The following is a 12,021-nucleotide window of genomic DNA, read 5'->3' as shown; positions in this document are numbered from 1 at the left end:
TCCACCACCGAACAAAAACAAAGGCCCCGTGCGAAAGCACGGGGCCTTTGTTTTTGTTCGCCGCTGTCGCTGAGCGGGAATCGAAACCGCGGGACGCGGGGCGTAGCGGGGAATTCGGCTCGCATGCGAGCCGCCCGCGAAGCGGCGTTGCGCTTGCAAGCGCAACGCCTCTCCGATTCGTCTGACTAAAAAACCGCCGGGAGGCGGTTTGCGCTTTAAATTCCAAACGGAAACTAATTCCCTAAAACATTTCAATAAACCTAGCTGACCTCGTGTGCGATTGGCAGAGCAGACCCCGTCGCCGGACCCCGTCGCCGTGGACCCCGTCGCCGTGAAACGCCACGGCCATGCCGATGAGGTGGCCGCGATGATTGCCTATCTGGCCGGGCCAGAAGCAGCCTTTGTCACCGGCGCCGACTTGCTGATAGACAGCGGCTTCGCGGCCTGATCGTTGCATCGATAGCTGCCTCGATGTCTATCATGTCGAGGCAGCGTGCTAAGTATCAATGACTCGCACCTGATGTGAGTCAATACCCTTGTCATTACATTAGGCATCATTGATAACTCGCGGCACATGGTTGCGCAGAAATGCTAAAGTATCAGAAGCCGCTTTCTTAAAATGTGGAGGGTAATATGACCACGCACGTGCCAGACAGTAAGCAGAGTGGGCATCGCCAGAGTTCCCTACCGCGCACCGAGTCGATAGACGTAATCGCCCGCCAAAAAGAGCAAGAGCGGCAAAAGCGCTTGGAAGCAATCGATCTGATCTTCGGTATGTGGAAAAATCGTACCGATATTCCACAGGACGGCCTGGCATTTCAAGAAGAACTGCGCGCCGAATGGTGAAAGCTTTGCTCGACTCTAGTATCGTGATGGATGCCATGAATGGCGTCAGCGAGGCCAGAACGGAGATCAGCTATTACTCAGATATTTCCATCAGCGCAGTGAGCTGGATGGAGGTGGCCGTCGGCTGTATCTCGTCGAACCAGCTCAATCAGTTTCAAGCATTTATCGGCGCACTCGGCATCAAGGTAATTCACACGAATGACTTGGTCGCGTTCGAGGCGGCAAAGATTCGTGCAGCTGGATTGGCTGAACGTCCCAATAAGCGCAACATCAAACTTCCGGATGCCATTATCGGCGCGACTGGCAACATCGATAAGCTAATGGTGGTGACGCGAAATCCGCGTGACTTTGGTGCCAGCAGTGTGCGCCTACCTTACCGATGTGAGCATGAATACGATGCAACCGGAAAAATCATCAAAACGACTGTCAGCGACATTGCATGTGCACCGGTGTAGTAACCGTGCTGACCTAGAGAGCTGGCACCGCCATGCCGCGCTTAACGGCGGGGCGGGCGGCGATTTTTTCCATCCATGCCAACAGGGCCGGCTTGGTGGCGAGGCGTTCGGCGAGGACGTCGGCCAAGAACGTGTCGGCGGTGACTACCCACGGATAGGCGGCGATGTCGGCGATGGTGTAGTCGTCGCCGGCCAGGTAGTGGCTGTCGGCCAGTCGCTTGTCCATCACTGACAGCAAGCGATCCGCTTCGGCGATGAAGCGCGCGCTGGCCACGGCCGATTTCTCTTTGGCGAATTTTTCAAAGTAGCCCAACTGCCCCAGCATCGGGCCCAGTCCGCCCATCTGCCAGTGCAGCCATTCCAGCGCCTTGTAGCGTGCCGCGCCTTCGGCAGGCAGGAAGCGGCCATGGCGCTCGGCCAAATACGTCAGAATCGCACCGCTTTCAAACACGGACAGAGCACCGCCCTCGGCACTATGGTCAACGATGGCGGGAATTTTGTTGTTGGGCGAGATGGCCAGAAAGCCCGGCGCAAACTGCTCGTTGCGGCCCAGGTTGACGGCGATGGTGTCATACGCGAGGCCCAGCTCTTCCAGCAGAATGGCGACTTTGCGGCCGTTCGGCGTGCCCCAGGTGTAAAAAGAAATCATGTAAAGCTCCTAAAAATTTTGGTGTTGCGCGATGCGGTTTTATTATCGGATCGCATTCCTACGGCGCTAGATTTGATGTAAAATAGCAATCACTGTTGTTTCTATGTACATTAAACCGAGGGCTCACCATGAAGAAAATTATTGCCGCCAGCTTGCTGGCCTTTGCTGCAGCAGGCGCTAGCGCTACTGATTTGGTGACCAACGGCAGCTTCGAAGACGGCGGCGCTGGCTGGGGTTCGACCCAGACTACCGGCTTCGCGCCAGTCTCGGCGTACATCAATTGCTGCGGTATCGACGGCAGCGGCTATCCTGGCGTCAACGGCGTGGCGGCGGCCTTTTTTGGCTGGGGCCAAATGACCGGCGGTACCATCTTCCAGGACTTGGCCACCGTTGCCGGCAATACCTACACCGTGAATTTCTCTTACGGCGCCATCTCCGGCAGCGCGTTGCAGACGATGACGGTTGAGGCATCGAACGGCCAGTCGCTGTTGGGCTCGTTGGACGTCAGCGCCTATGGCACCCACAATCAGGCGGCCTTGGTCTCGCCGTATTCGTTCACCTTCGTGGCCACCAGCAGCAGCACCCATCTGCTGTTCCGCGATACCAGCGTGAACACCGACAGCACTGATGGCATGCTCGACATGGTCAGCGTCACCGCCGTGCCGGAACCAGGCACCTACGCCATGCTGCTGGCAGGCCTCGGCCTGGTGGGCTTCGCAGCGCGTCGCCGTAAAGCTTAATTTCGCTCCTGGTAGGGCGGATCTGGAAAGGCCGGGCCTCGTTGAGGCTCGGCCTTTTTTGCTTTAGATCTGGGCGATGCCGCCGTCCACGAACAGCTCAATGCCGTTGATGAAGGTGCTGTCGTCGGAAGCCAGGAAGGTCACGGCCTTGGCCACTTCGGATGGCTGGCCGAGGCGGCCGATCGGCACCAGCGTGGCCAGGTGGCCGAGCAGGCCAGCCTGATGTTCTTCCGGCACTAAGCCCGCCAGGCCAGGCGTATGCACTGGGCCAGGGCTGACCGCGTTGACGCGGATGTTGCGTGGTTTCAGATCCAGCAGCCAGTTGCGCGCGAAGTTGCGCACAGCAGCCTTGCTGGCGCTGTAGACGCTGAAGTTTTCCGTGCCTTTCACCGAAGTGGTGGAAGCGGTCAGGATCACCGAACTGCCGTCTTTCAGCAGGCGCAGCGCTTTTTGCACGGTGAACAGCGTGCCTTTCACGTTGCTGTTGAAGATGCGGTCGAAGTGTTCCTCGGTCACCGCTTCCAGCGGCATCATGTCGCCGCCGCCGGCGTTGGCGAACAGCACGTCGAGGTGGCCCGAGCGGGTTTCGATTTCAGCGTAGATGCGGTCCAGGTCTTCCAGCTTGGCGACGTCGCCCTGGACGCCGTAGGCGGTGGCGCCGGTGGCGCGGATGGCGGCCACGGCGGCGTCCAGTTCCGCCTGGCGGCGGCCGGTGATGTACACCACTGCGCCTTGCGCTGCGAAGTCTTGCGCCGAAGCGAAGCCGATGCCGGTGGTGCCGCCGGTGACCAGTGCTACTTTACCTGCCAGTTTTTGTGCGTTGCTCATGATGTAACTCCTTGTGAAATGTGGTTGACAACGGAATCCACTTTACGCGCCGCGAACTATTGAATAAAGTAGCTGTAACGAAATGGATTATTTCCATCCATGAATAATGAGGAATTCCGATGGATCAATTGCAAGCGATCCGCGCCTTTGCGCGGGTGGTGGAGGCGGGCAGCTTCACCAAGGCCGCCGACACGCTGGGCATGCCCAATGCCAGCCTGACCAAGTCGATCCAGCAGCTGGAGGCGCACTTGCGCGTCAAGCTGCTGTTGCGCACCACGCGGCGGGTGTCGGTCACGCCGGAGGGCGCGCAGTATTACGAGAAGACCCAGCGTCTGCTGAAGGAGCTGGATGATGTGGACGCCAGCTTTAGCGCCGCGCAATCGCGTCCGCGCGGCCATCTGCGGATTGATATGGGCAGCTCGATTGCGAACCTTGTGGTGTTGCCGGCCTTGCCGGCATTCCTGGCGCGCTACCCGGACATCCGGGTGGACATGGGCGTCTCCGACAAGCACGTCAACCTGATCGGCGACAACGTCGATTGCGTGATTCGCGGCGGCGAGTTGACCGATCTATCGCTGATCGGCCGCCAGGTTGGCAGCGCTTCGTGGGTCACCTGTGCCACGCCGGCCTACCTGCGCGACCACGGCGTGCCTAAGCATCCGTCGGAATTGGAAGACGGCCACGTCATCGCGCATTATTTATCGACCCGTACCGGGCGCGGCTTGCCGCTGAATTTCGCCAAGGGCGGCGAGAAGCTGGCGATTCAAGGCTCGCGCTCAGTGGGCGTCAACGAGAGCAATGCCCACCTTGCGGCCGGCCTCGCCGGTCTCGGCGTGATGCAGACTTTCAAATACGCCGCCGCGCCGCACCTCGCCAGCGGCGCACTGGTGCCGATTCTTGAGAAGTGGCAGCCCGAGCCCTATCCGTTCTATGTCGTGTTCCCGTCCAACCGCTACGTCAGCAACCGCCTACGGGTGTTTATCGACTGGGCCGCCGACCTGTTTGCGACTTTGGACTAGGCGGCAGCGCCGCAAAGCGCCGCGCCAGTTGTCGGCTGCGGAATTGCTCCACGAGGAAATCAACAAAGGCGCGCGTCTTGGCTGGCAGCAGGCGTTGGCCGGAGAAGTACAGCGACACCGCGCCCACTTCGCCGTGCCACGCGGGCAGCAGGCGCACCAGCTCGCCGCGTTCGATGTAAGCCGCTGCCTGCGTCAACGGCGCCAGCGTCACGCCCATGCCGAGCACGGCGCAGCGGCACAGCGCCTCGGGATCGTTGACGATCACCGACGGCTTGAGGTTGACGTTGCATTGCTCGCCGTCGGCATTACGCAGCGTGAAAATCCTCACCTTGCCGCTTTGTACCGAGCGCATCACCACGCCGGTCATGTGCTCCAGTTCGGCGAGTGTGGTGGGCGTGCCGTGCGCGCGCAGGAAGCTGGGCGAGGCCAGCGCTACCACGTGGATGCGGCACAGCTCGCGCGCCACCACGCCCTGCGGCAACTCGATCGCGCCGCCGACCGCGATATCGAAACCTTCGGCGATCAGGTCGACCTGGCGGTTCTCGAAATTCAGTTCCAACTGCACGGCCGGGTAGCGCTGCGTGAAGGCCGGCAGCAGCGACAGCACTTGCCCCATGCCCATGCCGATCGGCAGGCTCACCTTCAGCAAGCCGGCCGGCACATCGTCGGCGCTGGCCAAGCGGTCAACCGCGCCTTGAATGCTGCTCAGGCCGGCACTGACGTCGCCGAGAAACTGCGCGCCGGCTTCGGTCAGCACGAGGCTGCGGGTGCTGCGCTGGAACAGCAGCAGGCCGAGGTTGTCTTCCAGCCGCTTGACGTTGCGGCTGACCGCCGCCGGCGTTAGCCCGAGCCGGCGCGCAGCGGCTGTAAAACTGCCAGCCTCGGCGGTGCGCACAAACGATTCGATGTTGGCGAGCTTTTCCATGATTCCGCGAATTTGCTTGAAAGTGAATTGACAGATTACCGCTGTTTTAAGCGGAATGCCATGACTATAGTGAAGCCACCAAATCACAAAGGAGCTTCATCATGAACAAAATTCTGGTTACCGGCGCAAGCGGTCACTTGGGTAAGGCCATCATCAAGGCATTGTTGAAACACCTGCCGGCGCAGCAGGTCGTCGCCAGCGCGCGCGACCCTGAGCAGGCCGCCGAACTGAGTGCGCTGGGCGTGGAAGTGCGCCGCGCCGATTACACCGATTTCGAGAGCATGCTGGCGGCGCTGCAAGGCATCGACAAGCTGTTCCTCGTGTCGGCCGTAGCCTTCAGCGACCGGCTGGCCCAGCACGCCAATGTGATCCGTGCCGCGCAGGCGGCCGGCGTGCGCCACATCGTCTACCCGTCGATCCAGCGCCGCGACGGCGTGACGGTCGGCATCGAGGGCGTGACCGATAGCGACATCGCTACCGAGCAGTTGCTGCGCGCTTCCGGCATGGCTTACACCATCGTTCAGCATCCGCTGTATGCGGAATCGATCCCGGTGTTTGTTGGCGACCGCGTGGCAACCAGCGGTATTCGCGTACCGGCCGGCGACGGCCGTATTCCGCTGACCAGCCGCGACGATCTGGCCGCCGCCAGCGCCGCCATCCTGGCGCAGGACGGCCATGAAAATACCGAGGTCAGCCTGAACGCCGGCAGCAGCTATTCGATGCACGACTTGGCCGCCGCGTATGCCGAACTGCTGGCAACGCCGGTCAGCTACACCGCCATCTCCCCGGCCGAGTACGCAGCGGAGCGCGAGGCGGCCGGTTTGCCGGCGCCGGTGGCCGCCTTCTTCAACGCGTGGTGGGCGGCGATTGCAGCCGGCGCGTTCGATCAGCCCGATCCAGCGCTGCAACGCCTGACCGGCGCACCGGCCAAGTCGCTGCGCCAAGTGCTGGCTAGCGCGCTGTAAAGCGCTGCGCCAATTGCGCTTGCTTGAATGATTCGGTAACGAAGTCGACAAAGGTACGGGTCTTGGCCGGCATCAGCTTTTGGCTGGTGAAATACAGCGAGATCGGGCCGGCGTCGACATACCAGTCGGGCAGCAGGCGCACCAGTTCGCCGCGTTCAAGGTGGTCGATCACGTCCGGCATGGCCAGCAGCGCCACGCCCATGCCCATCAGCGCTGCGGCGCAGATGGCGTCGGGATCGTTGACCAGCAGGGCAGGGCGCAGCTCGGCCGGCATTTCGGTGCCGCGCCGGTTGCGCATCGTCCAGGTTTTCATGCGCCGCGTTTGCGGCGAGCGCATCATGACACCGTCTAGCTGGGCCAGGTCGGCCGGCGTGCGCGGCAGCGCCGTGCCGAGACCTTGCACGTAGGCCGGCGACGCCACCGCAATTGCATGGGCCGGCGCCAGTACGCGCGCCACCACGCCTGGCGTCAATTCAAAACCACCGCCGATGGCGACATCGATGCGGTCGGCAATCAAATCCACCTGGCGGTTATCGAAACTGCAGTCGAGCGTGACTGCGGGATAGCGCTGTTTGTACGCTTGCAGCAGCGGCAGCAGGTGCTGGCGGCCGAAGCGCGGCGGCATCGACAAGGTCAGCACGCCGGCCGGTTCGCCCTTGTTGGTGGTCAGCTCGGCGATCGCGCCCTGGATGCTGTCCAGTCCGCTGCTGACGGCGCGCAGAAAGCGTTCGCCTTCTTCCGTTAATTTCAAGCCGCGCGTGCTGCGCTGGAATAGCCGTACGCCGAGGTTGCGCTCCAGCTGCGCCACGTTGCGGCTCACCGCCGCCGGTGTCAGCGCCAATTGCCGCGCCGCCGAGGAAAAGCTCGACGACTCCGCGCTGCGCACAAACGATTCCAGGTTGGACAGGGTTTCCATGCCGGTACTTTCAAGTATTCATTGAAACAGATTATAGCCAGTTGTGACTACTGCTGTTAGCCGAGGGCCGCCATACTGTGTTCACACCTTCCCTTTTACCGATAGGAGTTTTTCATGAACACCACCCGCAAACTGCAAGACAAGATTGCCATCGTGACCGGCGCATCGCGCAGCATCGGCGCCGCCATCGCCCGCCGCCTGGCTGCCGACGGCGCTACCGTTGCCATTACTTACCACGCCTCGCCGGAAAAAGCGCAGGCCGTTGTGGCCGAGATTGAAGCGGCCGGCGGCCGCGCCATCGCCATTCAGGCCGACGCCGGTTCGCCGCAAGCGGTGCGTGCCGCCGTGGCGCAAGTGGCGGCGCAATTCGGCAAGATCGACATCCTCGTCAACAACGCCGGCATCAGCGTGCTGGGCGCGCCGGAAGAAATCAAGTTCGAAGACTACGAGCGTATCCTGGCGGTCAACGTCACCGGCGCCGTGGTGGCGACGCAGGAAGCCTTGCGCCATATGGACAAGGGCGGCCGCATCATCCATATCGGCAGCTCGATGACCCGCTACGCGGCGTTCCCGACCGCCTCGGTCTACACCCTGACCAAGGGCGCGCTGTCCGGCTACACCCGCGGCCTGGTGCGCGACCTCGGCCCGCGCGGCATTACCGTCAACACCATCCATCCCGGCCCGACCGATAGCGACATGAATCCGGCCGATGGCCCGATTGCCGATTTCGTCAAGCCGGGCATCGCGGTTGGGCGCTACGGCGAGGGCAAGGACGTGGCCGCTGCCGTATCGTATCTGGCCGGCGAAGAAGCCGCGTTCGTGACCGGCCAGGATTTGCTGGTTGACGGCGGCTTCACCGCCTAAGGAGACCGCACCATGAAGATTTCCATCATCGGTGCGGGCCAGATTGGCTCCGCCATCGCCCGCATCCTGACCCGCGCCGGCATCCCGGTCGCCATCTCCAACAGCCGCGGCCCAGCCTCGCTGGCCGCCTTGGCCGACGAACTGGGGCCGCTGCTGACGCCGGTCACCACGGCCGAAGCGGCGCAAGCCCAAGTGGTGTTTATCGCGGTGCCGTGGTCGAAGATCCCGGCGGCGGTGGAAGGTATGGGCTCGTGGAGCGGGCGCATTGTGATCGACACCAGCAACCCGATCGAAGCACCGTTGTTCCGGCCGTTTGATTTGGGCGGCAAGGCGTCCAGCACCGTGGTGCAGGAACTGGTGCCGGGCGCCAAGCTGGTCAAGGCGTTCAACCATTTGCAACCGGGCCTGCTGACGCGCGCGCCGGGCGCGGAAGGCGGCCGCCGGGTGCTGTTTATCGCCGGCGACAATCCTGCCGCCAAGCTGACCGTGATGGCGCTGGTGGAGCAGTTGGGCTTTGCCGGCATCGACCTCGGCACGCTGGACGGCGGCGGCCGCCTCGCGCAGTTCCCCGGCGGCTCGCTGCCGACGCTGAACCTGGTCAAGTTCGGTTGATCCATGCGCGATACCGTGAAAGTAGAAACACCGCCGGCCTCGTGGGCGGCGGTGGCGGCCATCGGGGTCGGCGCATTTGCGCTGGTCACCACCGAGTTCTTGCCGATCGGCCTGCTGCCGCAGATTAGCCAGGCGCTGTCCATCAGCGCCGGTCAGACCGGCCTGATGGTGACTACGCCGGGCGTGGTGGCGGCAATTGCCGCGCCGCTGGCGCTGGGCTTTGCCGGCAAGCTGGATCGGCGCCATGTGCTGTGCGCACTGTTGGCGCTGCTTGCCTTGTCCAACCTGGCGGTGGCGCTGGCGGACAGCTTTGCCATGCTGATGGTGGGCCGGGTGCTGCTCGGGATTGCCGTCGGTGGTTTCTGGACCATCGCCGGCGCGCTGGGGCCGCGCTTGCGGCCGGGGCCGGAAGGCGGCCGCGCCACCTCCTTGATTTTCTCCGGCATCTCGCTGGGTACGGTGGCAGGCATGCCGGCCGGGACGCTGATCGGCGGCATGCTGGGCTGGCGCACCGCGTTCGGCCTGGCGACAGCGGTAGCGCTGCTGGTGATGCTGGCCTTGGTGGCGCTGCTGCCGTCGATCCGGCTGGCGGCAGGCAAGGGGCTGGCCGAGATTCCCGTGGTGCTGAGGATGGGCAAGGTGCGCGTCGGCGTGCTGGCGATTATCCTGGTTTTCATCGGCCAGTTCTCTGCCTACACCTACATCACGCCGTTCCTGGTACAGCAGTCCGGCGTGCCGGCGGCGGCCATCAGCGCGGTCCTGTTTGGTTTCGGCGCGCTCGGCTTTATCGGCAATCTGGTCGGCGGCTGGGCCATCAGCCGCAACGTGCAATGGGCATTCGTGGCGGCGGTGCTGATGCTGGCCTTGCCGATGCTGATGCTGCTGGCGTTCGCTGGCAATGTACCGCTGTCGATCCTGCTGGTCATGGTGTGGGGGCTGGGCTTTGGCCTGCTGCCGATCGTGATCCAGGGATGGCTGTTCAGCGCTGCACCGGCGCACCTGGAAAGCGTCTCGGCGCTGTTTGTGGCGACCGGGCAGGCAGCGCTGGCCGGTGGCGCACTGGTGGGCGGCCTCAGCGTCGACCACTTCGGCCTGGCCAGCGCCATGGGCATCGGCGCTGCCTTCGCACTGGCAACGGCCATGCTGGTGGGCGCCAGCGGCCGTCCAGCACCGCCGGCGTGAAGCCTCGCCAGGTTCAACCGGGCTTAATCGGCCTTGCTGGAGTGGTGGGCTTGCTGGGTGTAGGCCTTGATCAGGCCTTCGGTTTTCATGTCGCGCAGGACGGCGGAGAGTTTGGGCTCCAGCGCGGCGTGACGGCGGTTCAGGTAGGCATGGATGGCGACCCGTTCCATGTTGCCGACTTTGACCACCAGCTCGCTGAATGTGAACGGCTCGCTTTTCAGCAGGGGATCGATGTGTTCGGCAAAGTCGATGTAGATGTCGGTTCTGCCGGCCGCCAGCTTGCGCAGGCCGAGGCGCGGCGAGGAGATGGTCGATTGCAGGCTGGCCGGCACCACGCTGGCCAGCCGCGTGCTCGGCATCTGCATGCCGCGCTGGTATTCAACGCGCCAGCGGTCGCCTTGCATGCTGTCCCAGTTTTTCAGCTTGAGGGTGGGATTGAGCGCATACGCGGCCAGCGTCAGGCTCAGCGCCGGTTCGTTGACGCGCACGAGGTTGGGATGGCTGTCGCCATAATCTTTGCCGCGTCCTAGTTCGCCGTCAACCACGCCCTTGCGCGGCGTAGACTCCGCCGCGCAAGGGCGGCGCTTGCACCAGTACCAGTTGGTAGCCGAGGCGGCGGAAGGCCTCGCTGTAAATCAGGTAGTTGAGCTTGCCGACCGGCGCGTCCTCCTTGGACAGCATGCTGGTCAAGACGATTTGCTGCGTCGCCCACGCTGGCATTGCGCAGGCGGCGATCAGGACGGCGGCAAGTGCGCGCAATGATCGCATGGCGTTCTCCTCAGCGCATCGGGCGGAAGCCAGCGCGCAGTTCGTTGGCAAACAAGGACGGCTGCTCAAAGGCGGCGAAGTGGCCGCCCTTGTCGACGGTGTTCCAGTACACCAGTTGCGAGTAGGTCTGGCGCGCCCAGCTTTCGGGCGCGCGATAAATCTCGTACGGGAATACGGAAGCCGCTACCGGCAGCGACAGCTTGCCGCCCGAGAAGCTGCCATTGGCGTTTTCCCAGTAGATGCGCGCGGCCGAGGCGCCGCTGCCGGTCAGCCAGTACAGGCTGATGTTATCGAGCAGTTCGTCCTGCGTCAGCACCGAGGAGGGATCGGCCCAGTCGTGGAATTTGTCGTAGATGAAGCTCATCAGCGCCACCGGCGAATCATTGAGCGCGTAGCCTATGGTTTGCGGGCGCGTGGCCTGCATGCGGAAGTAGCCCGCGCCTTCGGTCAGGAATTTGTTGGCGCCATCGACGGCGCGCTGTTCCTCGGCGCTCAGCACTTCCGGGATTTTTTCCGGGAACACGAATTGCCAGTTCAGGTGGATGCCGGCCAGGCCCGCTGGTTTCAAGTGGCCCAGCACGGTGGTCACGCCGGCGCCCCAGTCGCCGCCTTGGGCGACCCACTTCTTGTAGCCAAGCCGCGCCATCAGCGTGGCCCATGCCTGGCCGGTGCGCAGCAGGTTCCAGCCTGCGCCGCTGGGCTTGTCGGAAAAGCCGAAGCCGGGCAGGGAGGGGATGATCAGGTGGAAGGCGTCTTCGGCCTTGCCGCCGTGCGCTTCGGGATCGGTCAGCAGCGGAATCACTTTCATGAATTCGACGATGGAACCGGGCCAGCCGTGCGTCAGCAGCAGCGGCAGCGCATTGGCATGTTTCGAGCGCACGTGCAGGAAGTGGATGCCGAGGCCGTCGATCTCGGTGCGGAACTGCGGATAGGTGTTGAGCTTGCGCTCGAAGCGGCGCCAGTCGTAGCGCTCGCGCCAGTAGCTGGCCAGCGACTTGGCGGCGGCCAGCGGCACGCCTTGGCGCCAGTCGCCGCTGGTCTCCGCTTCCGGCCAGCGCGTGCGCGCCAGCCTTTGTTTCAGGTCATCGAGCTGCGCCTGTGGAACCGCAACCCGGAACGGCGTGATCGCCTCGCTGCGGGCCGCTGCGCGCAGCGGGGAGGGCAGGGCCAGTGCGCCGGCGACGGCGGCTGCCGCGCGCAATACGGTGCGGCGCTGCAGGTTGGCTAGCGATGCGGAATTGCGGTTCATGGC

15 protein-coding genes and 1 pseudogene are annotated in these 12,021 nt (G+C 63.5%); 9 read left to right on the top strand and 7 right to left on the bottom strand.

The window, feature by feature from the left end; all coding sequences use genetic code 11:
• Positions 1-325: 325 nt before the first annotated feature.
• The 3 genes and pseudogenes from GTP45_RS00975 to GTP45_RS00965 all read left to right on the top strand — a co-directional run.
• Positions 326-448, top strand: a pseudogene (locus GTP45_RS00975) (SDR family oxidoreductase); the annotation flags it as partial.
• A 185-nt stretch (positions 449-633) separates the two neighbouring features.
• A complete protein-coding gene (locus GTP45_RS00970; RefSeq protein WP_161012018.1) occupies positions 634-846 on the top strand; it encodes a hypothetical protein in 213 nt (70 codons plus the stop codon).
• A complete protein-coding gene (locus GTP45_RS00965) occupies positions 840-1,301 on the top strand; it encodes a PIN domain-containing protein (RefSeq protein ID WP_161012017.1) in 462 nt (153 codons plus the stop codon). Before GTP45_RS00970 ends, GTP45_RS00965 begins: the two co-directional genes overlap by 7 nt.
• A gap of 13 nt (positions 1,302-1,314) precedes the next feature.
• On the opposite strand, the gene GTP45_RS00960 is transcribed toward GTP45_RS00965, so the two are convergent.
• Positions 1,315-1,950 (bottom strand): glutathione binding-like protein, encoded by a 636-nt coding sequence (locus GTP45_RS00960; RefSeq protein WP_161012016.1) that lies wholly within the window; start codon positions 1,948-1,950, stop codon positions 1,315-1,317.
• Between the two features lie 128 nt (positions 1,951-2,078).
• Here GTP45_RS00960 and GTP45_RS28335 point away from each other — a divergent pair, with 128 nt between their 5' ends.
• Positions 2,079-2,690 (top strand): PEPxxWA-CTERM sorting domain-containing protein, encoded by a 612-nt coding sequence (locus GTP45_RS28335; protein ID WP_161012015.1) that lies wholly within the window; start codon positions 2,079-2,081, stop codon positions 2,688-2,690.
• A gap of 63 nt (positions 2,691-2,753) precedes the next feature.
• Here GTP45_RS28335 and GTP45_RS00950 read toward each other — a convergent pair whose 3' ends face one another.
• Positions 2,754-3,518 carry an SDR family NAD(P)-dependent oxidoreductase gene (locus GTP45_RS00950; protein WP_161012014.1) on the bottom strand — a complete coding sequence of 255 codons (765 nt, stop codon included), beginning with the start codon at positions 3,516-3,518 and terminating at the stop codon, positions 2,754-2,756.
• Between the two features lie 119 nt (positions 3,519-3,637).
• Here GTP45_RS00950 and GTP45_RS00945 point away from each other — a divergent pair, with 119 nt between their 5' ends.
• Positions 3,638-4,537, top strand: a complete 900-nt coding sequence (locus GTP45_RS00945; RefSeq protein WP_161012013.1) for a LysR family transcriptional regulator — start codon at positions 3,638-3,640, stop codon at positions 4,535-4,537.
• On the opposite strand, the gene GTP45_RS00940 is transcribed toward GTP45_RS00945, so the two are convergent.
• Positions 4,497-5,462 (bottom strand): LysR family transcriptional regulator, encoded by a 966-nt coding sequence (locus tag GTP45_RS00940; protein WP_161012012.1) that lies wholly within the window; start codon positions 5,460-5,462, stop codon positions 4,497-4,499. The two genes, GTP45_RS00945 and GTP45_RS00940, sit on opposite strands and share 41 nt — an antisense overlap.
• Before the next feature lie 101 nt (positions 5,463-5,563).
• Between GTP45_RS00940 and GTP45_RS00935 the strand changes: the two genes are divergently transcribed.
• Entirely contained in the window at positions 5,564-6,427 is an 864-nt protein-coding gene (locus GTP45_RS00935; RefSeq protein ID WP_161012011.1) for an NmrA family NAD(P)-binding protein, read from the top strand.
• Here GTP45_RS00935 and GTP45_RS00930 read toward each other — a convergent pair.
• Positions 6,414-7,343, bottom strand: a complete 930-nt coding sequence (locus GTP45_RS00930) for a LysR family transcriptional regulator (protein ID WP_161012010.1) — start codon at positions 7,341-7,343, stop codon at positions 6,414-6,416. The two genes, GTP45_RS00935 and GTP45_RS00930, sit on opposite strands and share 14 nt — an antisense overlap.
• Positions 7,344-7,457: 114 nt before the next feature.
• Here GTP45_RS00930 and GTP45_RS00925 point away from each other — a divergent pair, with 114 nt between their 5' ends.
• From GTP45_RS00925 to GTP45_RS00915, 3 genes are read left to right on the top strand one after another with little or no spacing between them, the layout of a single operon-like run.
• Positions 7,458-8,207: a 3-oxoacyl-ACP reductase family protein gene (locus GTP45_RS00925; RefSeq protein ID WP_161012009.1), complete on the top strand. Its 750-nt coding sequence runs from the start codon at positions 7,458-7,460 to the stop codon at positions 8,205-8,207.
• Positions 8,208-8,219: 12 nt separating this feature from the next.
• Positions 8,220-8,819 (top strand): NADPH-dependent F420 reductase, encoded by a 600-nt coding sequence (locus GTP45_RS00920; protein ID WP_161012008.1) that lies wholly within the window; start codon positions 8,220-8,222, stop codon positions 8,817-8,819.
• A 3-nt stretch (positions 8,820-8,822) separates the two neighbouring features.
• A complete protein-coding gene (locus GTP45_RS00915) occupies positions 8,823-10,001 on the top strand; it encodes an MFS transporter (protein ID WP_161012007.1) in 1,179 nt (392 codons plus the stop codon).
• A 23-nt stretch (positions 10,002-10,024) separates the two neighbouring features.
• On the opposite strand, the gene GTP45_RS00910 is transcribed toward GTP45_RS00915, so the two are convergent.
• The 3 genes from GTP45_RS00910 to GTP45_RS00900 are packed head-to-tail and all read right to left on the bottom strand — an operon-like array spanning position 10,025 to position 12,018.
• Positions 10,025-10,546, bottom strand: coding sequence for a hypothetical protein (locus GTP45_RS00910; protein WP_161012006.1), 522 nt, complete (start codon positions 10,544-10,546; stop codon positions 10,025-10,027).
• On the bottom strand, positions 10,539-10,769 hold the full coding sequence (locus tag GTP45_RS00905) for a hypothetical protein (protein WP_161012005.1): 231 nt from the start codon (positions 10,767-10,769) through the stop codon (positions 10,539-10,541). Before GTP45_RS00905 ends, GTP45_RS00910 begins: the two co-directional genes overlap by 8 nt.
• Before the next feature lie 10 nt (positions 10,770-10,779).
• A complete protein-coding gene (locus tag GTP45_RS00900; protein ID WP_161012004.1) occupies positions 10,780-12,018 on the bottom strand; it encodes an epoxide hydrolase family protein in 1,239 nt (412 codons plus the stop codon).
• Between the last annotated feature and the right edge of the window lie 3 nt (positions 12,019-12,021).

The organism is Duganella rivi (assembly GCF_009857435.1).
In the GTDB taxonomy this organism is placed as follows: Bacteria; Pseudomonadota; Gammaproteobacteria; order Burkholderiales; family Burkholderiaceae_D; genus Rugamonas; species Rugamonas rivi.
This window is presented reverse-complemented; position numbering and strand designations above follow the sequence as displayed.